This window comes from Streptomyces sp. NPDC001493 (assembly GCF_053597235.1).
Genome location: NZ_JBSFHV010000036.1, coordinates 1 through 20,875 on the forward strand (window position 1 = coordinate 1; position 20,875 = coordinate 20,875).

Below are 20,875 nucleotides of genomic sequence, written 5' to 3' on the forward strand. Positions count from 1 at the left end.
CGACACCCCCACCAGCTTGGGGGCGCCCCCCCCCTCCCGGGGGGGGGCCGCCCCTCTTCGCGTGCGGGTGGTACGTGGATCGGCTCGCGGGGGTTGGTGCGCCACCGCGCACCCGTCCCGTGCGCCCGCCGTCCCGTCGCGTGCTCCTGTGCCGCCCACATGGTGGCTTCGTCCACATGGTGAACGGGACGGGTCATCGTACGGATGCGGTTGTCCGGATGGCGGAACGCTCCCGGCCCTTTTCCGGGGCCGGCGGGAGCAGCCCCGGGCCCGGGGGCGCGCGGGGCGCCGCCGGGGGCTCCCGGCAGGGTCAGAGGCGGACCTGGACGGACCGGGAGAGCCGGTCGTGCAGTCCGCGCCCGTCGCGGTCCCAGATGAGAGCCGGGATCACCAGGACCAGCAGGACGCTCCGTACGAGGACGCGCACCAGACCGAACCGTCCGCCGTCCTGGGAGACGACCCGCAGACGCAGCAGGCGCTTGCCGGGAGTGAAGCCGAGAGTGCCGACGGTGAGGAAGCTCATGACCAGGAAGACGAGCAACGCCCAGTTGCCGGCGGCCTGTTGGTCACCGGGAGCGATGAGCCCGTATGCGATCACCATGCACAGCGCCCAGTCGATGAAGATCGCCCCGAAGCGGCGGCCGAGCGGGGCCACGGCCCCCGGGCCCTGCTCGGGCAGGCCGAGGCGCTTGCCCCGGTAGCCGAAGTCGACGCCCATCTCCTCGGCGGCGGCCTGGGGGCCGGAGAGCCACGATCCGATTGCTTGCCTGTTGTCCACCCGACCACGGTACTGCGAGCGGGTTTGCTTCCTGCCGCCCGGGGCACGGGATGAGGCGTTGGGGTGCCCCCCACCGCGCGCCCGGTTAACTTGGGCGAAACAAATGGGTCATGCTTGGGAAATCCCGTCTGCCTAAGGTCGCCCTCAACGTGCGCCACCGCACTGGCGACACACACGAGCTACAACCCCGTCCCTCCGGGCCGGGAGTAGGAGGAGTTGGATGTTCCAGAACGCCGACGAAGTGCAGAAGTACGTCGCGGACAACGACGTGAAGTTCATCGACGTCCGCTTCTGCGACCTGCCCGGTGTGATGCAGCACTTCACCATCCCGGCAGCGAGCTTCGACCCGGCCGAGGAACTCGCCTTCGACGGTTCGTCGATCCGCGGCTTCCAGGCCATCCACGAGTCCGACATGGCGCTCCGCGCCGACCTGTCGACCGCCCGGGTGGACCCCTTCCGCCGCGACAAGACGGTCAACATCAACTTCTTCATCCACGACCCGATCACCGGCGAGCAGTACAGCCGTGACCCGCGGAACGTGGCCAAGAAGGCCGAGGCGTACCTCGCCTCCACCGGCTTCGCCGACACCGCCTACTTCGGTCCCGAGGCCGAGTTCTACGTCTTCGACAACGTCCGCTTCCAGACGTCGGCGAACGAGAGCTTCTACCACATCGACTCCGAGGCCGGCGCCTGGAACACCGGTGCGGTCGAGAACAACCGCGGGTACAAGGTCCGTTACAAGGGCGGCTACTTCCCGACCCCGCCGGTCGACCACTTCGCCGACCTGCGTGCCGAGATCTCCCTGGAGCTGGACAAGAACGGCCTCCAGGTCGAGCGCCAGCACCACGAGGTCGGCACCGCCGGCCAGGCCGAGATCAACTACAAGTTCAACACGCTGCTCGCCGCGGCCGACGACCTGATGCTCTTCAAGTACATCGTGAAGAACGTCGCCTGGCGCAACGGCAAGACCGCGACCTTCATGCCGAAGCCGATCTTCGGCGACAACGGCTCGGGCATGCACGTGCACCAGTCGCTGTGGCAGAACGGTTCGCCGCTCTTCTACGACGAGCAGGGTTACGCCGGCCTGTCGGACATGGCCCGCTACTACATCGGCGGCATCCTCAAGCACGCCCCGTCGCTGCTGGCCTTCACCAACCCGACGGTGAACTCGTACCACCGCCTGGTCCCCGGCTTCGAGGCCCCGGTCAACATGGTGTACTCGCAGCGCAACCGCTCCGCCGCGATGCGCATCCCGATCACCGGCTCGAACCCGAAGGCCAAGCGCGTCGAGTTCCGCGCCCCGGACCCGTCCTCGAACCCGTACCTCGCGTTCGCGGCGCTCCTGATGGCCGGCCTCGACGGCGTCAAGAACAAGATCGAGCCGGCCGAGCCGATCGACAAGGACCTGTACGAGCTGGCTCCGGAGGAGCACGCCAACGTCCAGCAGGTCCCGACCTCGCTCCCGGCCGTCCTCGAGGCGCTGGAGCAGGACAACGAGTACCTCCAGGCCGGCGGTGTCTTCACCACCGACCTGATCGAGACGTGGATCGACTACAAGCGCACCCACGAGATCGCCCCGATCCAGCTGCGGCCGCACCCGCACGAGTTCGAGCTGTACTTCGACCTCTAAGGAGCGGCTCCCGGTACCCCCGGGGCGGCTTCCGATCGAAAAGGAGCGTCGTCTCCACCCCTCGGCGGGTGGCGGCGGCGCTCCTTTCGTTCGTCCGTCCGTCGCTGCCGGCCCGGACCCCCCGTCACCCCAGCTCGATGACCGCCCGGACCGAGAAGTCCTCGTACAGGTCCTCGCCGTCGGGCGAGTGCAGGAACTCCGCGATCCCGGGGTTGTGGTGGGCGGTGGCGAGGGGCAGCCAGCTCAGGAAGGTGCCGTAGCCGCCGCAGACGGCCTCGCCGCCGTCGCCGCCGTGGACGCGGGCGGGGTCGCCGGTCATCTCCGCCTCGTACACGTCGTAGCCGATGTGCAGGCCGAAGGCGTTGGGCAGGCGGTGCGGGCCTGTGCCGTCGCCGTACGGGGAGTGGTCGGTGGGGTACGTGTCGCCCCAGCGGAAGAGGGTCTCGGCGCCGGCGCCGCAGGCGTGCTCCCACTCGTCGGGGGTGGGCGGACGCAGGCCCCGGGCGGCGAGCAGGCCGGGGACCTCGGACGGTACGTCGGGCAGTGGCTCGGCCTCGACCGCCATGAGGACGGTGGGGAGGGTGACCGTGCGACGGGGCGTGAGGACCTCGGCCAGGTGGGCGGAGAGGTCGGCTCCGAAGCCGAAGCCGCCCGCGAGGGTCTCCTCGCGGTAGGAGCGGAGCTGTTCGGCGGTCGGGGTCCACGCCGCCACGTCGAATCCGACCCGCACCTCGCCGCCGGGTATCAGGGCGTACCGCTGTCCGTCCCGTTCGATCACCGCGCGGTGCGGGACCCGGCCCCGCGCCGGGTCGCTCTCCCACTCGGCCAGGGTGCCGCCCACCTGGCGGGCGGCCTCCTCGGCGTGGCGGAGTGCGGTGGCCCCGTCCAGGGCGCACCAGTGGTCGAAGGTCAGGGTGGCGAGTGACATGCCGGGAGTCTGTCAGCCACCGCTGACAACCGGTCGGAGGCCGAACGGCCGTGCCCCGCACCCCGGAGAGACGGGGATGCGGGGCGCGGCCTTCTGTGGAACGGAGCCGTCAGCGGCCGTAGCGGATCAGGGTGCGGACCATGCGGCAGGTGGCGTCGGACGGCGGGTGGATGCCGAGGCGCTCGGCGGCGCGGCGTATGCGGTGGTTGCTGGCGCTGGAGGGCTGGTAGACGCCGGAGTCGAGCAGGGCGATCGTCAGCCGCATGGCCTTCAGGCGGCGGTTGTGGGCGATGTACCACTCGCGGGGGCGGCCCGCCGGGAGCCTTTTCTTGGGCTGCGGCGCGGCGAACGGCTGCATCGGTAGGAACGGGGCGTGGAGCGTCGGGTCGAGCGGCTTGGTCGTGACTGCGGCGACGGCCATCGGCAACCTCCTGGCGCGGTGGTGGAACCCTCACGAACTGCCTCCATTTTACCGCCTCGCACTGACAATCGCCCCTGGCCAGAGGGGATTTCAGCCCTCGCTCCGGGACTCTTCCGCCGTATCCTCGGTGGCATGGAAATCTGGATCAATCCGCGTTGCTCGAAGTGCCGGAGCGCCGTTTCGCTGCTGGACGCGGAGGGGGCGTCGTACACCGTGCGCAGGTATCTGGAGGACGTGCCGACGCCGGACGAGATCCGGACGGTGCTGGACCGGCTCGGGCTGGAGCCGTGGGACATCACCCGGACCGGGGAGGCCGTGGCGAAGGAGCTGGGGATCGGCGGGTGGCCCCGGGAGGCGGCGGATCGCGACCGCTGGATCGGGGCGCTCTCCGCCCAACCGGCGCTGATCCAGCGGCCGATCATCACCGCGGACGACGGGACGGCCGTGGTGGGACGCTCGGAGGAGGCGGTACGGGAGGCGTTGGGTCGTACGGAGTGAGCGGCGCGCCCCGGCCGGGAGCCGGCCGTCGGGTTCACGCGTTCCGCGGGGAGAATCGCGATGTCCGTCTCCTGGACCCGGACGCTGCACGATGATCACGTCATGACAGATGTGATCTTCTTCGATCTGGACGGGACTCTCGTCGATCATCGCAGCGCGGTCTGGAAGACGATCGGCCGGATCGTCCGGGACGCGCCGGGCGCGACGGCTCCGCCGGAGGAGCTGGCCGCGGCGTGGTGGGCGCTGGAGGCGCGCCACATGCGGGAGTACCTGGCCGGCGAGTGCTCCTTCGCCGAGCACCACCGGCGCAGGGCGCGTTCGTTCCTGCCGCTGCTCGGCGAGCCGGTTCCGGAGCGCCCCGAGTCGCTGGATGCCTGGATCGACGGCCACTACCTCGCCGCGTTCGAGGAGTCCTGGGAGACCTATGCCGACGTCGAGCCGTGCCTGGAGGCACTGAAGCAGTTGCCCCGGGCTCCGCGGCTGGCGGTCCTCACCAACGGGGACCCCGGGCAGCAGCGCGCCAAACTCGCCCGCTTCGGTCTTCTGGAGCACTTCGAGGCGGTGCTCACCCCGGCCGAGCTCGGCGCGGCCAAGCCCGCCGCCTACGCCGCCGCCTGCGCGTGGATGGGGACGGAACCGGCGCGGGCGGCCAACGTGGGCGACATGCTGTCGAGCGACGTGCACGCGGCGAACCTCGCCGGGCTCACCGGCATCTGGCTGGACCGCGGCATCGACTTCGTCACGGGTGGGCCGTCGCCGGCGGCCGACGGGACGGTGTTCCGCGTCGAGCGGCTCACCGACCTCCCCGGCCGCCTGTCGCGCGAAGCCGGCTGAGAGGGCTCAGGCCCGGTCCGCCGGCCCCATCTGCGCTTCGGCCTCCGCCAGCAGCTCGGTCAGGCGTGTCCCGAACCGTACGTCGCAGGGGTGCGGTTCTCCGGTGCGTACGGCTTCCGCCAGCGCGTCGACGGCTCCGGCGAAGGCGTCCAGGGCGCCGCCCCAGCGGGGCAGGGTGGCGACGCCGTGCTCGCCGCGGAGTTCGAGGTCGGTGCCGGCCGCGCCGAGCGGGGCGGCGAGGCCGAGGGTGGCGGTGCTGGAGGCGCCGGAGGTGTGGCGGAGCACCAGGTGCGCGGTGTCGGACGGGCCCCGGACGGCGGTCAGTTCCGTCACGTCGCCGAGGACCGGGAGGAGTACGGAGAGGACATGCGGGCCCACGTCCCAGAGGCCGCCCTTGTCGCCGCGCCACGGGGAGGCGGCGTACTCGCTGGTCGATCCGGGGGCGTAGAGCGCGCCGAGCCACTGGCCGCGTGCGGTGAACCACCCGTCCAGCGCGGCCTGTTCGGCGATCCAGGCGGCCGTCGCGGGGGCGAAGCGCAGGGTGCAGAAGACGACGGAGGCGACACCGGCCCGGGCGGCGGCGTCGGCGACCTCGTGGGCGCCGGCCGCGGTGGTGGCGACCGGCTTGTCGAGCAGGAGGTGGCATCCGGCGGCAGCGGCGCGGGCCGCGATCGGGGCCTGCACGTCCGGCGGCAGGGCGATGGCGACGGCGTCGCTGGCGGCGAACAGCGCGTCGAGGCCGTCGTCGCCGGTGAAGGCCGGGACCCCGTGGGCGTCGGCCAGGGCGGTCGCCGCTTCGGGGCGGCGGCCCCACACCCCGGTCAGTTCGGCGCCGGGGTGGGCGGCGAGGGCGGGGGCGTGGGTCCTGCGGGCCCACGGTCCGGTGCCGAGCAGTCCGATGCGCAGGGGGGTCGCGGAAGTCGTCATGGGTACCAGTGTGCGGCCCGGGCCGGGTACGGCCCACGGGCGCGGCCCCGTATACGACGAGCTCGCGAGGGGTGCGGGCGGCGGCACACGCGGCTGCCGCCGGGGCTCGTACCCGTACGGCCGGGGAGGCCCGGGGGCGGGGCGGTCCACGGCTGTGACGTGGTTCACGCGCGGAAAACGTCGGTAACACGGGGTTCACATTGGGGCAACGGTTGGGAAATCGCGTCTTGCCAAGCTGCGCGCATAGACCTCGCAGCACCCGCAAAGGATGGCTTCCGTGACGTTCAAGGCTGAGTACATCTGGATAGACGGCACCGAGCCGACCGCCAAGCTGCGCTCGAAGACGCGCATCCTGGCCGACGGCGCGGAGCTGCCCATCTGGGGCTTCGACGGTTCGAGCACGAACCAGGCCGAGGGTCACGCCTCCGACCGCGTGCTGAAGCCGGTCTTCACCTGCCCGGACCCGATCCGCGGCGGTGACGACGTCCTCGTGCTGTGCGAGGTCTTCAACATCGACATGACGCCGCACCCGACCAACACCCGTGCCGCGCTGCGTCCGGTGTCCGAGCGCTTCGCCTCGCAGGAGCCGATCTTCGGCATCGAGCAGGAGTACACCTTCTTCTCGGGCCACCGTCCGCTCGGCTTCCCCGAGGGCGGCTTCCCGGCCGCGCAGGGCGGCTACTACTGCGGTGTCGGCTCGGACGAGATCTTCGGCCGCGAGATCGTCGAGAAGCACCTCGACAACTGCCTGAAGGCCGGTCTCGGCATCTCCGGCATCAACGCCGAGGTCATGCCCGGTCAGTGGGAGTTCCAGGTCGGTCCGCTGTCCCCGCTGGAGGTCTCCGACCAGCTGTGGATCGCCCGCTGGCTGCTCTACCGCACCGCCGAGGACTTCAACGTCTCCGCCACCCTCGACCCGAAGCCGGTCAAGGGCGACTGGAACGGCGCCGGTGCGCACACCAACTTCTCCACCAAGGCGATGCGTGAGGGCTACGCCCCGATCATCACCGCGTGCGAGTCGCTGGGCGAGGGCTCGAAGCCGCTCGACCACGTCAAGAACTACGGCGCCGGCATCGACGAGCGTCTGACCGGTCTGCACGAGACCGCCCCGTGGAACGAGTACAGCTACGGCGTCTCCGACCGCGGCGCCTCGGTCCGTATCCCGTGGCAGGTCGAGCAGGACCAGAAGGGCTACATCGAGGACCGTCGCCCGAACGCCAACGTCGACCCCTACGTCGTCACGCGGCTGATCGTCGACACCTGCTGCACCGCGCTGGAGAAGGCCGACCAGGGCTGATCCCCCGCACCTCCCCGTACGACGAGAGGCGCCCACCGGGTTTTCCGGTGGGCGCCTCTCGTCGTACGTACGGGGGCACATGACTCGCGGTGGAGTGCGCGGCCGGACCGTCCCTCACGCGGTCACGCCGTCACGCCCTCACCCGGCCGGCAGCGTGCCGTACCCGTCCAGGTGGAGCCTCAGCGCGCACTGGTCCTCGGCCACGACGTGGACCCGCTGCCCCCAGTGCTCACCGAGCCGGTGCGCGACGTCGACGAGCCGGCGGCGTTCCTCCGGCGAGTACGCGGGGAAGCGGACCCAGCCGCGTTCGGCGATCACGGTGCCGAGGTCGTGGAAGAGCGTGGCCCGCGCGCGCCGCTCCTCGTCCTCGGTCAGGGGGGTGGGGTCGCCCTCCATGGGCTGCGGGCGGACGTTGTACAGGTCTCGGATCACCGGTCGCTCAGCCTTCGTTCGGCGCGCGGGCCGTCGTCGGCGCGCTCTGCGGGCAGGTTATCGGCCCGCGGGCGGGGCGCTGTCGGTGGAGCGTGCCAGAGTGGCTCCATGCTGGAGATCAAGGTGGAGACCGAGGGCCGACAGACGTACACGCGCCCGACGGCGGACGGGTTGACGGACCTGGTCCTCGGGATCGGCGGGCCGGAGAACCGGTTCCTGGTGGTGCAGCGGGTGCCGGACCGGCCCGGACGGTTCGTGCAGGTCTGGCAGGAGGGGGACGGCCCGTACGAGCTGGAGTACCGCGCGGGCGGCCCGACCGACCACTACCGGGCCGAGCTGTCCGACCCGGAGCGGGTCGCCGGGGCCATGGTCGGCTGGGCGCGGCAGGAGGAGGAGTGGGACGCGGGGATCGGCTGGGAGCCCCTGGGGCTGCCCGCGGCGGAGCCCGTACCCGCTCCGGAACCGGAGGTCCTGGCACGGCTGGAGGAGGCCGTCCGGGGTGAACTCCGTGGCGGGTTCGGCACGGTGGAGACGCTGACCGGATGGGCGGCCGACTGCCTGACGAAGGACGGGGTGTCGCCCGTCACCCGGGAGCAGGCGCGGGCCGTCGTCGAGCGGCTCTGGCTGGAGCGGGTGGAGGAGCAGGAGCGGTGGACGGGGGTGAGCGACGCCGACCGGCTGGAGCGCGCGTTCGCCGCCCTGGACGCGGCCGGTCTGACCGCCCGGCAGAACTTCACCTGCTGCCGTTCCTGCGGGATGAGCGAGGTGTGGGCGGAGGACGAGTCGGCGCGGGGATTCGTCTTCTTCCACTCCCAGGGCACCGCGAGCGCGGCGGCGGGCCATGGACTCGCGCTGTACTACGGCGGGTTCGACGACTCCGAGGAGACCACCACCGCGGTCGGGGGCGAGGTGGCGGCGGCGCTCCGGGACGCCGGACTGACCGTGGAGTGGGACGGCAATCCGTCGAAGGCGATCGAGCTGCCGCTGCCCGACTGGCGGAAGCGGCTGGTGGGCTGAGGAGTCGGGCCAGGTCAGGGCGGGTGCGGGCGCGGTCCGGGGGCCGGGTGTGAGAAGCGCGACGCAAAGGGTCCGTATCGACGGGTGAGAGGAGACTGCTGCCGCGCCACATTCTCTGCTTCAATGGGCTCATGGCCGGCTTCCAGTACACCTCATCGGGTCGCAGCGACCTTGAGCCGTTCTGGCCTTCCCGTCAGCACCACGACTTCGACCGGGTGTGTTGCCGCGCGAGGAACGCGCAGGCCCTCTAAAGCCGCTCACCCCGGTCTTCGGCCCGCGCGCACGACGTACGTCCCTCGACGACTCCTCGCGCGAAAGAGCTGACCCTCATGGCGAACGCCCGTTCTCTCTCCGCCTCCGCCGCCACCGCGGCATCGGCGGCCCCCGCTGCGGCCACCACCACCGCCCGCACCCACTCCCCCAACCGTCGGCTCCGTGCCGTCGACCGTGACGACGTCGTCCGGCTGACCGACATGGCCGACTTCCTGCCGCCGGGGGCCACGTGGCTGCCCGCGCCTCAGCACTCCCTGCCCACCCTGCCGGGGCGGCCGCCCATGATCGGCTACCTCGTCCTCGTACCGGCCGACCAGCAGGCCGCTCTCGCCGGCGCGTTCCCGGACGCCCGGCCCTTCGCCGCGGGAGCGCTCCCGCAGGGCGTGCTCGCCCCGCAGGCCGTGGTGCGCGAGGCTCCCGCCGCGTCCACGACGGACGGTCCGGTGCTCATCGACTCCACCCGGCGCATCGCGACGGTGGACGGAGTGGCGCTCGACCTCACCTACCTGGAGTTCGAGCTCCTCGCCCACCTGGTCGCCCACCCCCACCGGGTGCACACCCGCGACCAGTTGGTGACCACCGTCTGGGGTTACGGTCACGTCGGCGACGGCCGGACCGTGGACGTCCACGTCGCCCGGCTGCGCCGCAAGCTGGGCGCCCAGCACCGCCACTCGATCCAGACCGTCCGCCGCGTGGGATACAAGTACGCCCCCTGACAGGTCTGTTGTCACGAACGAGGCCCCGGTCCGCGCGGATTCGTACCGCGTGGGCCGGGGCCTCGTGCCGTCCGCGGCCGGCCTCGGGCGCCCGCACGCGCGACCGCTCCGAGGAAGGGCCTGCACGCATCTGGTCCTGCACCGTACCCGTCAGTACATTGACACCATGTCCAACAAGCAGCCGGCGGCGGTCACTTCGGAGCGGACGCCCCTCAAGCCCCGTAACGTCTCGTTCGACTGGGAGCACACCCCGCTGCACTGGGTGCCCGGCGATCCCTTCGCCGGGCACACGATCAACGTCCTCCATCTGCTGCTGCCGGCCGGGGAGCGCTGGTTCATCCAGGTGTACCGGCAGGTGCTCCCGTACATCCGCGACGAACGGCTCCGCGCGGACGTCATCGGGTTCATCGGCCAGGAGGCCGTCCACTCGCAGGCCCACGACGACGTCCTGCCGCACCTGAAGAAACTGGGGCTCGACCCGACGCCGTACACCGCGCAGGTGGACTGGTTCTTCGAGAAGCTGCTGGGCGACCGGACCCTGCCGCCCGGGCGGGCGCGGGAGTGGTGGCTCATGGAGCGGGTGGCGATGACGGCGGCGATCGAGCACTACACGGCGTTCCTCGGCGACTGGATACTCAACGCGGACGCCCTCGACCGGCGGGGCGCCGACCCCACGATGCTGGACCTGCTGCGGTGGCACGGCGCCGAGGAGGTCGAGCACCGCTCGGTGGCGTTCGAGGTGTTCCTGCACGTGGACGGCGGCTACCGGCGCCGGGTGCGGACCTGGGCCACCGCCTTCTCCGCGCTGGTCTTCCTCTGGCAGCGCGGGGTCCGCTTCTTCATGGAGAACGACCCGGAACTCCCCGACGGCCGGGCGTCGTTCCGGGCGCTCCACAACAGCGGCAAGCAGGGCACCCTGCCCCCGGCGGCGGAGATCCTGCGGTCCGTCCCCGACTACCTGAGCCGCCGCTACCACCCCTCGCGGACCGGCAGCACCGCCCAGGCCGTCGGCTATCTCGCCCGCTCGCCCGCGGCACTCGCCGCCGAGGCCCGTACGACGGGAGACCACTGACCCATGGCCCTGCCCCTGCCCCGTGTCCGCATCGTGCTGCTGGTCGCCGGTGCCGGTGCCGCGCTGCTCGCCCGGCGGGCGCTGCGCGAGCGTGTCGCCGCCTCCCCGCTCTGGCCGATGCCCGCCCTGGAGGAACCCGTCTCCGGGCGGCCGGGACGCCGCGCCACCACCGTCCGGCGGCTGCTGATCACCGAGCGGACCTCGCCCGCCGAGGGCGTCGTCCAGCTGCGGCTGGAGGGGCCCGAGTTGCCCGAGTGGGAGCCGGGAGCCCATCTCGACCTGGTACTGCCCTCGGGTGCCGTGCGGCAGTACAGCCTCTGCGGCGACCCGGCGGACCCGGGGACGTACACGGTGGCGGTCCGGCTGGCCGAGGACGGGCGGGGCGGCTCCCGCGAGGTGCACGCCCGGCTCCACGAGGGCGAGGAGGTCGGAGTACGGGCGCCCCGCAACCGCTTCCCGCTGGTGGACGCGGACGGCTACCTCTTCGTCGCGGGCGGCATCGGGATCACCCCGGTCCTGCCCATGCTGCGGGCGGTCGCCGCGTCCGGGGCGCCCTGGCGGCTGCTGTACGGGGGCCGGTCGCGGGCCGCCATGCCCTTCCTCGACGAGATCGAGAAGCTCGGCGCGGACGGGGACCGGGTGACGGTCGTCCCGCAGGACACCGCCGGGCACCCGGACGTGGCCGGTGCGCTCGCCGCGCTCGCGCCGGGGACCGCCGTGTACGTGTGCGGCCCCGGCCCCCTGATGGACGCGGTCGCCGCCGCCCTGCCGGACGGGTGCACCCTTCACCTGGAGCGGTTCGCGGCCACCGGGCCGGACACGGACACCGGCGCCGACTCGGGTGGGTTCGAGGTTGAGTTGGCGCGCTCGGGCCGGACGGTGTCCGTGGCGGCGGGCCAGTCGGTGCTGTCGGCGGTGCGCGAGGAGCTGCCCCATGTCTCGTACTCCTGCGAGCAGGGCTTCTGCGGCACCTGCCAACAGCGGGTGCTGGACGGCGAGATCGACCACCGTGACGAGCTGCTGACGGACGCGGAACGCGCCGATTCGATGCTGATCTGCGTCTCCCGGTGCCGGGGCGGGCGACTGGTCCTCGATCTGTAGGTTGGCCGGGCCGGTCCCGCCGCCCTCCGCGCCCCGGTTAGGCTGTTCGCATGACCACCGGGGTGCGGCGCCGAATGGGTGTCGACGAGCGCAGACAGCAGTTGATCGGCGTCGCACTGGAGTTGTTCAGCAGTCGCTCCCCCGACGAGGTGTCGATCGACGAGATCGCCGCCGCCGCGGGCATCTCCCGCCCGCTGGTGTACCACTACTTCCCCGGCAAGCAGAACCTGTACGAGGCCGCGCTGCGCCGGGCCGCCGACGAGCTGGCGGAGCGGTTCGTGGAGCCGCGCGAAGGCCCGCTGGGCACGCGCCTGTTGAGGGTGATGGGCCGGTTCTTCGACTTCGTGGAGGATCACGGGCCCGGCTTCTCCGCGCTCATGCGGGGCGGCCCGGCGGCCGGTTCCTCCACCACCAACGCCATGATCGACGGGGTGCGGCAGGCCGCGTACGAGCAGATACTCGCCCACCTCGAAGTCGAGGTCCCCTCCGCCCGGCTGGAGTTGGTGGTACGCACCTGGGTGTCGCTCGCCGAGGCGACGGCGCTGCTCTGGCTGGACGGCAAGCGCGTCCCCCGCGCCGAGCTGGAACTCCAGCTGGTGCACGACTTCGCGGCGCTGGCCGCCGTGAGCGCCGCGTACGACCAGGAGTTGGCCACCATCGTGCTGCGGGTCATCGAACAGGAGCCCTCGGACGGCCCGTTCGGCGAATTGCTCACCCGTCTCGGCACGCTGACCGCCGGGGTGCCCGCCGTCCCCCCGCAGCGGCAGCCGTGACCGGTGGTCGCGCGGAGGAACGGGCCGTAGGCCGAAGGGCCCACAACACGCTTTAGTTCCTGCGGTACGAGAGGTCGAGGTCGCGGGTCTCGACCACGGTGTCGATCCGGTGGCCGTCGGCCGGCTTGAGGTGTTCGTCCAGCAGCGCGAGGACTGACTCGGTGAGCTGCCCCCGCAGCTCCGGGGTGCGGCCGGGCTGTATGGCGATGACGACGTAGATGAGCGAACCGTCGACGGCGCCCTCGCCGAACAGCGTCTGCTCGACCCGGCGGAGCCTGGTCTTGCAGGCCGCGGCCGAGGTGGTGATCGTCCGGGCTATCAGCGGGTGCAGCTCGGCGGCGAAGCCCCGGCTGTCGAAGGCGTCTTCGAGTCCGGCGGAGTAGTCGATGGTGATGTGAGGCATCAGGCGCTCCCGTTGCGGGTGGGGCGGACATGGTCGTCGCCAACTCTGACGGGGGGCACCCGTGCCGCACAAGCGGGTCTCACCAGGCACCCCGCCCCTCACCCGCGCTCTCAGATGCGGGAGCCGTCCCACAGCGCCGCGGCGAGTCCCGCCTCGGCACTCTCGGTGCGGCCGCTCTCGAAGGCGCGCTGGTAGGCGGCGTCGCCGACGGCCTCCCGGGCCCGGCGCTCGCAGGTCTCGCGCACCGGGGCGATGTCGGGGGTGCCGCGCTGGGGGTGCCCGACCATCCGCCAGTACACCTGCCCGGTGCCGTACACCCGGGCGGCGCGGGCGCCCTGGCCCTGGGCGGCGATGGCGGAGGCGAGGATGTCCAGGCCGAGGGCGATGCCGAAGCTGTCGCGCAGCCGGTGCTTGCCCTGGAGCATGGTGCGGGCGTGCGCGGCCGAGGCGTCCGGGCGGCCCTGGAGCAGGGCGATCAGGGCGAGTTGGTAGTCGGCGTAGCTGCGGGTCCAGTGCTCGTCGTGCTCCTCGCAGGCGGCTCTGAGGACGGCGGCGGCCTCGGCCGCCTCGTCGAGCCGGCCGAGGCCGCTGAGGGAGAAGACCGTGATGAGCTGGCAGCGCAGGCGGTAGGCGGATTCGACCGGTCTCGCCCCGGTCAGGCGCAGGGCGCGGTCGGCGGCTTCGAGGGCGGTCCGCGGTTCGCCCTTCATGATGTGGGTGAGCCCGGCCAGGTAGGTCGAGTTGAGGATGCCCTCGTCGTCGCCGTCGGTCTCGGCATGGGCCGTGCACTGGGCGCCGAGCCGTTCGGCGGCCTCGAAGTCGCCCTGGAGCAGGGCCGCGACGCCCATGACCCAGAGCAGTCTGGTGCGGTCGGGTCCGTCGACGGGGCCGCCTTCCAGGGCGCGCCGGGCGTAGCTCCGGGCGGCGGTGAGGTGGCCGCAGCAGCCCCAGAAGAAGCCGACGCGTCCGGCCATCTCCTGTGCTGCGCGGATGTCGTGGACCAGCAGGTGGTCGAGGGCGGCGCAGAGGTCGAGGTGGCTCTCGGAGACCTTGTGGTACCAGGCGACCTGGTCGCGGCCGGTCCAGCCGGTGTGGGCGCGGCGGGCCAGGCGGAAGAAGCGGGCGGCGTGCCGGCGGGCGGCGCCGGCCACTTCCTCCGCGCCGAGTTCGACGAGCCACATGCGGCCGTACTCGCGCAGGGTGTCGAGCATGTGGTGGCGGTCGCCGTCGCGTTTGACGACGGACTTGGCGACGAGTCCCCGCAGCGCTTCGGTGACCCCGTCGGGGGTGAGCGGCCCGCCGGCGCAGACCTCCCGGGCGGCCTCGTCGTCGAAGTCGCCGCGGAGCGGGGTGAGGCGGGCCCACAGGAGGCGTTCGAGCGGGGTGCACAGCTCGTGGCTCCAGCCGATGGTGGTGATGAGGGCGCGGTGGCGGCGGGGGCGGGGGGAGTCGTCGCTGAGGATGTCCAGGCGGGAGCCGAGGCGGTCGGCGATCTGGCTCAGGGTGTGGCGGCGGGCGGAGGCGGCGGCCAGTTCCAGGGCGAGCGGGAGTCCTTCGAGGCGGCGGCAGATCTCGTCGGCGGCCCTGGTGTCGGCGGGGCGCCGGAAGGTGATGCCGGGGGCCGAGGCGCGTACCCGGTCGCGGAAGAGGGTGAGCGCGTCGCTCTCGCCCTCATAGGGCAGCGGGGGGACTTCCACGACGTTCTCGCCGCGGACGCCGAGGGGCTGTCTGCTGGTGGCGACCACGGTCAGGCCGGGGGCGATGGTGAGGAGTTCGCCGAGGAGGTGGGCGGTGGGGGCGCGCAGGTGTTCGCAGGAGTCGAGGACGAGCAGCATGTTCTTGTCGGCGAGCCATTCGCAGAGCGCGTCGACGGGCATCCGCAGGGCGTGGTCGGCGAGGCCGACGGCGTCGGAGACGGTGGGCAGCAGCAGGTCGTCGTCGTAGAGGGGGGAGAGGTCGGCCCAGCGGACGCCGTCCTGGTAGCGGTGGGCGACGAGGCGGGTGGCGCGTCCGGCGAGGCGGGACTTGCCGACGCCGCCGGGGCCGACGAGTGTGGTCATGCGGTGCGGGGTGAGCCGGTGGCCGACGAGGTAATAGGGCGTCAGGGCGGATTCGAGGCGCAGGAGTTCGACGCTGCGGCCGATGAAACTGCTCGTCTCCTCGGGCAGGTTTCCCACGATCTTCATCATCACCGTCCGGCGTGCTCGGGCCTGGTGCGCCGACGGGCCGGACGGTGTCCGCCACCCGGCCGGACCGGCCGGCCCCGGCGCCCCTCCCCTGAAGGAGCGGCGCCGTGACCGGCCGGTTCTACCGCGGAGTTACGGTGCTCGACGCCGGGCCGCTGCGGCTCGGTCGCCGACGCGTGCGGTCACACCGTAGCCCTTCGGTGTCAGCGATGTGAAAACACGGCGACGGTCCGTCCGGGGACGGTGAAGCTGCCGGATTCCACTTCGTACCGGGACTGCTTGACGGTGGGGTCGGCGCCCGCCGCCTGCACGGGGTGCAGGGCGTACTTCTTGCCCGCGGCCGTGTCCACCTTCTGGGTGGTGGTGGAGGGGGTGGCGTTGATGACGACGACCAGGTCGCCCAGGGTCATGGTGATGACGCCGGGGGTCTCGTCCTTGCCCGAGAGCGGGAAGGCGAGGGTGGACTGGACCTGGGAGGCGGAGGTGAGGGCGAAAGCCTTCTCGGTGCTCCGGATCTTCAGCAGGTCCTGGTAGGCGGCGGACGCGCCGTTGATCTGCGCGCAGCCGGGGGTGAGGTTGGGGTTGGTCAGCAGCGGTGCGGCGTACGACCACTTGTCCTGGTTGTCCGTGGCGGGCGGCAGTCCCCGGCCGAAGCCGTTGCCGTCCTGGCAGTTCCAGTGGATGGCGTTGTACCAGTCGCCGCTGTCGAAGGAGTTGCGGTCCAGGGACTTGGAGCGCAGCTGGTCGGTGCCCGCCTGGGAGAGCGAGGGCCCCTGGGAGAGGGTGGAGATGCCCATGGCGAGGACCTGCATCCTGGCCCGGTCCGCGGCCGAGGTGTCCGCGGGGAGCTTGAACGCGAGGGCGTCGTAGAGGCTCTCGTTGTCGTGGGCGTCGGAGTAGGCGAGGGCGTCGCCGGGCGCGGCCGCGTATCCGGCGGGCTGGCCGTTGTAGTCGACGCCGGCGCCGGTGACCTCCTTGCCGGAGGTGTCGGTGAAGGTGTAGCCGGCGAGGCTGCCGGAGAGGCCGACCTTGATCAGGTCCTGGTAGTGCAGGAGGCGGGCCTTCTGCTCGGCCTCGGTGCCGTTGGCGGTGGAGTTGTTGGGGTCGGTGTAGAGGCCGGAGGCGAAGCCCTGGACGCCGGGGTCGCTGTCGAAGGGGCCGCCGCCGCGCACGGCGTCGCGGGCGCGGTCGTCGAAGGTGGCGATGCCGGTGCCGGCCATGTTCTTCTGGGTGGCCTGGACGAAGCGGGCGTCGTCGGCGACCTCGCCGAAGTTCCAGCCCTCGCCGTAGAGGATGATCTTCTTTCCGTCGACGCCGTCCTTGGCGAGGGTCAGCGCGTCGAGCGCCTTCCGCACGGCGAGGATGTTCGCCTTGGGGTGGTGGCCCATCAGGTCGAAGCGGAACCCGTCGACCTTGTACTGCTTGGCCCAGGTGACGATCGAGTCCACGACGAGCTTGCCCATCATGGCGTTCTCGGGCGCGGTGTTGGCGCAGCAGCTGGAGTTGGCGACGGAGCCGTCGTCCATGAGCCGCTGGTAGTAGCCGGGCACGATCCGGTCGAGGACGGACTTGTCGTCCTGGCCGGAGGCGACGGTGTGGTTGTAGACGACGTCCATGACGGTACGCAGTCCGGCGTTGTTGAGGCCCTGGACCATTTCCCGGAACTCGACGGTGCGCTTGGTGCCGTTCGGGTCGGAGGCGTAGGAGCCCTCCGGGACGGTGTAGTGCAGCGGGTCGTAGCCCCAGTTGAAGCCGTCCTTGGCGGCGGCGGCCGTGACGCAGGCCTGCTGCTCCGCGGAGTCGGGGGCGTAGACCTTGAGGTCACAGGCGGGCTGCTGCTGGTCGGACTTCTTCTCGGAGATGGTGCCGATGTCGAAGGCGGGCAGCAGGTGCACGTAGGAGGTGCCGGAGTCGGCGAGCTCCTTGAGGTGCTTCATGCCGTCGGAGGCGGTGTCCGTGAAGGCGAGGTACTCGCCCGGGTGCTTCGAGGTGGGGTCCGCGATGGAGAAGTCGCGGATCTGGAGTTCCTGGATCTGCGCGCCGCTGATCGGGACGGCGGCGGGCTTCTTCTGGGCGGACCAGCCTGCGGGCGCGAGCTTCGGGTCGGCGAGGTCGACGACGAGGCTGCGGGCGGAGTCGGTGGTCAGGGCGGTGGAGTAGGGGTCGGTGACCTTGTTGGTGACGAGCTTCTGGACGGTGGGCGCCCAGACCTGGACGACGTAGCGGTAGGGCTTGCCGTTCCAGGACCTGGTTCCCTTGACGGACCAGATGCCGGTGGTGTCGTCGCGGCGCATCGGGACGGTCCTGCCGTCCAGTTCGAGCGCGACGGTACGGGCGGTGGGGGCCCACACGGAGAGCGTGGGCGTGCCCTTGTCGAAGACGGGGCCGAGGGCGGCGCCGGTGGCCTTGGGGTACAGGCTGTCGAGCACGCCGGGGATCTGTACGCCGGTGGCGGCGAGGAGGGCGCCGTTGGCGGCGCGCTGGGTGGCGATCAGCTGGCCGCGCAGGGATTCACGGATCCGGTCGCGGTCGCGGACGTCGACCTGGAAGGCCGGGTAGTCCTTGAGGTGCGGGTACTTCGCCTTCTGCGCGTCGGTCAGGGCGGTCGGGTTGAGCCGCAGCCACTGGCCCTCGTCGGAGAGCGCCCCGTCGACGACGGAGATCCCGCCGTTCGGCGCGTAGACGAGCTGCTCGCTGGTGGCGGCGGTGGCCTTGACCTTCCAGACGACGGTGTCGGCGTCGATCCACTGCGCCTCGGCCTTGGTCAGGTCGGGGGCGGGGACCCCGGCGGCTGCCGGGAGGAGGTAGTTCGCGGTGCCGCCGAGCATCCAGACCTCGTGGCCCTTGCCGGCGAAGTCGAGGGACTGGTCGCTCGGGAGGTCCTTCTCGTCCCCCTTGTGGAGGATGTAGCTGAGCGAGGTGGCGCCCTCGGCGAGCGGGACCTCGAAGGTGACCCCGTAGGCGTCCTTCTTCACCGGCTGGAGCGGCTTGGCCCAGTCGGTCGGGTCCTTGGCGCCGGTCCAGGTGTGCAGGCCCCAGCCGTCGTAGTTCCCGTCCTCGCGGTGGTAGTGCAGGACGGCCTTGGTGGTGTCGGTGGAGGGGCCGGCGCCGTCGGGGACCTCGGTGACCTGGCCGTCGTCGCCCTGGGCGACCCAGACCTGGCCGGTGGTGGAGAGGTCGACGGTGCGCTGGGGGCCGTCGGCGGTGCCGTCCTTCTCGATGGTGTACGGGACGGTGGAGGTGCCCTCCGCCAGCTTCAGCCAGGCGAACGCGCCGTACGCGTCACGGCCGGTGAACTCGGCGGTGGTGTCACCGGACTTGAGCTGCCAGCCGGTGTAGTCGCCGTCCGCGCGCTTGTAGTGGACGACGGCGTAGTCGCGTTCGACGGCCACCGGCTTGGCGGCGGGCGGCGTCTGGCCGGCGGTGGTGGAGGCGAGCGCACTGGCGGTGCGGCCGGTGCGGTCCACGACGACGGCCTTGTACCGCAGGGGCGTTCCGGCGGCGACCGAGTCGTCGACGACCTGGGTGACCTTGTACGGGGCGTGGTCGGCGGTGCCGAGGGTGCGCCACTTGCCGTTGCCGGTCTGGGCGGCGAAGACCACGCGGTCGAGCTGGCCGCCGGTGACGTCGGCGGAGATCTCGACGGTGCCGGTCGCGCCGGCCGCCGGGGCCTTCAGGGTGACCGTGGGCTTGGTGGCGGGGGCGGCGAGCGTCTGGTCGGCGCGGAGCACGATGCTGGACAGGGCGGGCACGGTGACCGTGACCTTCTTGTCCGAGCCGCTGCGCACGGTGGCGGAACCGCCGTAGATGGTACGGAAGTTCATTCGGGCGGACTCGGTGGTGAGCTCGACGGTCCGGGGTTCAGTGCCGTTGTTGACGGCGACGAGGTACTCGTTGGAGTGCTTGGCGTCGATACGGGAGTACGCGTAGACGGAGCCTTCGGCGTAGCGCTCGGTCTGGACGCCGTCCCGCAGGGCCGGGTTGTCCTTGGTGAGCTTGGAGAGCGCGGCGATCGACTTGTACAGCGGGTGCGTGGTGTCGTACGCGTCGGAGGCGTGCGTACGGTCGGTGCCCAGCTGGTCGTCGTCGAGGTAGTCGGCGATCCTGGTGGCGAAGAGGGGCTGGCGGGCGTCCTTGTCGCCGCCGGCGCCGGTGTAGCCCTGCTCGTCACCGGAGTAGACGACGGGGTTGCCGCGGCCGAGGAACATCAGCTCGTTGGCGAGCTTGTCCCGCTTGACGAGTTCGGCGTCGGAGGCGTTCGGGTTGTCCTGCTTCAGGAAGGTCCCGATGCGGCCCATGTCGTGGTTGCCGAGGAAGGTGACCTGCTCGTAGGCGTTCGCCTTGTCGGTGGTGTACCGGTAGTCGTCGGCGTAGAGCGCGGCGAGCTTGGCGGCGGGGGCGCCCTGGGAGGCGTACTGGCGGGCGGCTTCCTGGAAGGGGAAGTCCAGCGTCGCGTCGAGCCGGCCCTGGGTCACGTACGGCGAGGTGATCGCGGTGTCGGCGGAGTAGACCTCGCCGAACATGAAGAAGTCGTCGCGGCCGTGGTTCGCGGCGTACGTGTCGAGGGCGGTCGCCCACTGGGTCCAGAAGTCCATGTCGACGTGTTTGACGGTGTCGATGCGGAACCCGTCGATGTCGAAGTCGCGGACCCACTTCTCGTAGATCTTCTCCATGCCGGAGACGACCTCGGGACGCTCGGTCCACAGGTCGTCGAGCCCGGAGAAGTCACCGTAGGTGGTGGACTCGCCGGCATAGGTGGAGTCGCCCCGGTTGTGGTACATCGTCGGGTCGTTGAGCCAGGACGGGACCTTCTTCGCGGTCACCTTCGGGGTGTACGGGAACGAGTCCGCGTCCACCTTCGCCATGCCGTCGCTGTCGTCGAAGGGGCGGCCTTCGGTGTCGAGGTAGGGGTAGGCGCCCTTCGGCTGGTAGCCGTAGGTCTTCTCGGTGTAGTCGACGGTGTCGGCCGTGTGGTTGGCGATGACGTCGAAGAAGACCTTCATGCCCTTGCCGTGGGCCTTGTCGATCAGCTTCTCCAGGTCGGCGTTGGTGCCGAAGTGGGGGTCGACCTGGGTGAAGTCGGTGATCCAGTAGCCGTGGTAGCCGGCCGAGGCGTCGGCTCCGGTGCCCTGCACGGGGCGGTTCTTGAAGATCGGGGCGAGCCAGATCGCGGTGGTGCCGAGGCCCTTGATGTAGTCGAGCCGGTTGGTGAGCCCCTTGAGGTCGCCGCCCTGGTAGAAGCCCTTGTCCGTGGGGTCGTACCCGGTCTCCAGGCGGGAGCCGGTCAGGCCGCCCTTGTCGTTGGAGGTGTCGCCGTTGGCGAACCGGTCGGGCATGACGAAGTAGAACTGCTCGCGGGTGAGGTCCTGGCGGGACGACTCCTTGGCGAGGGACGCGTCCGAGGGCGGGGAAGGTGGTCTGGTCGCGGCGGACGCGGACGCCGCCGGTACGACGGGCAGCAGCGCGGCGCACAGCGCGGCGACGGCTCCCCGGCGGAGGGTGGTTCGGGACACGGAGGGTTCTCCTCGGACGGTGGGTGGGGTGGTACGGCCGGCCCGGCGGGGGCGGCACGGAAAGGGGCGGGCCGGG

17 protein-coding genes are annotated in these 20,875 nt (G+C 71.7%); 9 read left to right on the forward strand and 8 right to left on the reverse strand.

Features of this window, described 5'->3' with window-relative positions; translation table 11 throughout:
- Positions 1 to 310: 310 nt before the first annotated feature.
- A complete protein-coding gene (locus ACWCWD_RS33605; protein ID WP_450778870.1) occupies positions 311 to 778 on the reverse strand; it encodes an RDD family protein in 468 nt (155 codons plus the stop codon).
- A gap of 220 nt (positions 779 to 998) precedes the next feature.
- Between ACWCWD_RS33605 and glnA the strand changes: the two genes are divergently transcribed.
- Complete coding sequence (glnA, locus tag ACWCWD_RS33610) at positions 999 to 2,408, forward strand: type I glutamate--ammonia ligase (protein WP_450778872.1); 1,410 nt, start codon at positions 999 to 1,001, stop codon at positions 2,406 to 2,408.
- A gap of 124 nt (positions 2,409 to 2,532) precedes the next feature.
- On the opposite strand, the gene ACWCWD_RS33615 is transcribed toward glnA, so the two are convergent.
- Both ACWCWD_RS33615 and ACWCWD_RS33620 read right to left on the reverse strand, forming a co-directional pair.
- Entirely contained in the window at positions 2,533 to 3,336 is an 804-nt protein-coding gene (locus ACWCWD_RS33615) for a hypothetical protein (protein WP_450778873.1), read from the reverse strand.
- Positions 3,337 to 3,445: 109 nt separating this feature from the next.
- The gene (locus ACWCWD_RS33620) at positions 3,446 to 3,757 is read right to left on the reverse strand and encodes a hypothetical protein (RefSeq protein WP_386894825.1); all 312 of its coding nucleotides are present in this window, start codon (positions 3,755 to 3,757) and stop codon (positions 3,446 to 3,448) included.
- A 132-nt stretch (positions 3,758 to 3,889) separates the two neighbouring features.
- Between ACWCWD_RS33620 and ACWCWD_RS33625 the strand changes: the two genes are divergently transcribed.
- Entirely contained in the window at positions 3,890 to 4,255 is a 366-nt protein-coding gene (locus ACWCWD_RS33625) for an ArsC/Spx/MgsR family protein (RefSeq protein WP_450778876.1), read from the forward strand.
- 102 nt (positions 4,256 to 4,357) lie between these two features.
- Positions 4,358 to 5,089 (forward strand): HAD family hydrolase, encoded by a 732-nt coding sequence (locus ACWCWD_RS33630; RefSeq protein WP_450778878.1) that lies wholly within the window; start codon positions 4,358 to 4,360, stop codon positions 5,087 to 5,089.
- 6 nt (positions 5,090 to 5,095) lie between these two features.
- Here the strand turns inward: ACWCWD_RS33630 and ACWCWD_RS33635 are convergent, their stop codons facing one another.
- A complete protein-coding gene (locus tag ACWCWD_RS33635) occupies positions 5,096 to 6,016 on the reverse strand; it encodes a Gfo/Idh/MocA family protein (RefSeq protein WP_450778880.1) in 921 nt (306 codons plus the stop codon).
- Positions 6,017 to 6,293: 277 nt separating this feature from the next.
- Here ACWCWD_RS33635 and glnII point away from each other — a divergent pair, with 277 nt between their 5' ends.
- Positions 6,294 to 7,313, forward strand: a complete 1,020-nt coding sequence (glnII, locus tag ACWCWD_RS33640; protein WP_450778882.1) for a glutamine synthetase — start codon at positions 6,294 to 6,296, stop codon at positions 7,311 to 7,313.
- 138 nt (positions 7,314 to 7,451) lie between these two features.
- Here glnII and ACWCWD_RS33645 read toward each other — a convergent pair whose 3' ends face one another.
- Positions 7,452 to 7,745: a hypothetical protein gene (locus ACWCWD_RS33645; protein ID WP_450778884.1), complete on the reverse strand. Its 294-nt coding sequence runs from the start codon at positions 7,743 to 7,745 to the stop codon at positions 7,452 to 7,454.
- Positions 7,746 to 7,853: 108 nt separating this feature from the next.
- Between ACWCWD_RS33645 and ACWCWD_RS33650 the strand changes: the two genes are divergently transcribed.
- The 5 genes from ACWCWD_RS33650 to ACWCWD_RS33670 all read left to right on the forward strand — a co-directional run bounded on the left by ACWCWD_RS33650 (position 7,854) and on the right by ACWCWD_RS33670 (position 12,697).
- Positions 7,854 to 8,762: a DUF6891 domain-containing protein gene (locus tag ACWCWD_RS33650; RefSeq protein ID WP_450778886.1), complete on the forward strand. Its 909-nt coding sequence runs from the start codon at positions 7,854 to 7,856 to the stop codon at positions 8,760 to 8,762.
- A 329-nt stretch (positions 8,763 to 9,091) separates the two neighbouring features.
- Entirely contained in the window at positions 9,092 to 9,751 is a 660-nt protein-coding gene (locus tag ACWCWD_RS33655; RefSeq protein ID WP_450778887.1) for a winged helix-turn-helix domain-containing protein, read from the forward strand.
- 166 nt (positions 9,752 to 9,917) lie between these two features.
- Positions 9,918 to 10,823: a metal-dependent hydrolase gene (locus ACWCWD_RS33660; protein ID WP_450778889.1), complete on the forward strand. Its 906-nt coding sequence runs from the start codon at positions 9,918 to 9,920 to the stop codon at positions 10,821 to 10,823.
- Between the two features lie 9 nt (positions 10,824 to 10,832).
- Positions 10,833 to 11,924: a PDR/VanB family oxidoreductase gene (locus tag ACWCWD_RS33665; protein WP_450778971.1), complete on the forward strand. Its 1,092-nt coding sequence runs from the start codon at positions 10,833 to 10,835 to the stop codon at positions 11,922 to 11,924.
- A gap of 50 nt (positions 11,925 to 11,974) precedes the next feature.
- Complete coding sequence (locus ACWCWD_RS33670) at positions 11,975 to 12,697, forward strand: TetR/AcrR family transcriptional regulator (RefSeq protein ID WP_450778891.1); 723 nt, start codon at positions 11,975 to 11,977, stop codon at positions 12,695 to 12,697.
- Between the two features lie 52 nt (positions 12,698 to 12,749).
- On the opposite strand, the gene ACWCWD_RS33675 is transcribed toward ACWCWD_RS33670, so the two are convergent.
- The 3 genes from ACWCWD_RS33675 to pulA form a co-directional block, all read right to left on the reverse strand.
- Positions 12,750 to 13,100 carry a 5-carboxymethyl-2-hydroxymuconate Delta-isomerase gene (locus tag ACWCWD_RS33675; protein WP_450778893.1) on the reverse strand — a complete coding sequence of 117 codons (351 nt, stop codon included), beginning with the start codon at positions 13,098 to 13,100 and terminating at the stop codon, positions 12,750 to 12,752.
- 110 nt (positions 13,101 to 13,210) lie between these two features.
- Complete coding sequence (locus ACWCWD_RS33680; protein WP_450778895.1) at positions 13,211 to 15,286, reverse strand: ATP-binding protein; 2,076 nt, start codon at positions 15,284 to 15,286, stop codon at positions 13,211 to 13,213.
- 203 nt (positions 15,287 to 15,489) lie between these two features.
- The gene (gene pulA, locus ACWCWD_RS33685; RefSeq protein WP_450778897.1) at positions 15,490 to 20,799 is read right to left on the reverse strand and encodes a pullulanase-type alpha-1,6-glucosidase; all 5,310 of its coding nucleotides are present in this window, start codon (positions 20,797 to 20,799) and stop codon (positions 15,490 to 15,492) included.
- Positions 20,800 to 20,875: the final 76 nt, after the last annotated feature.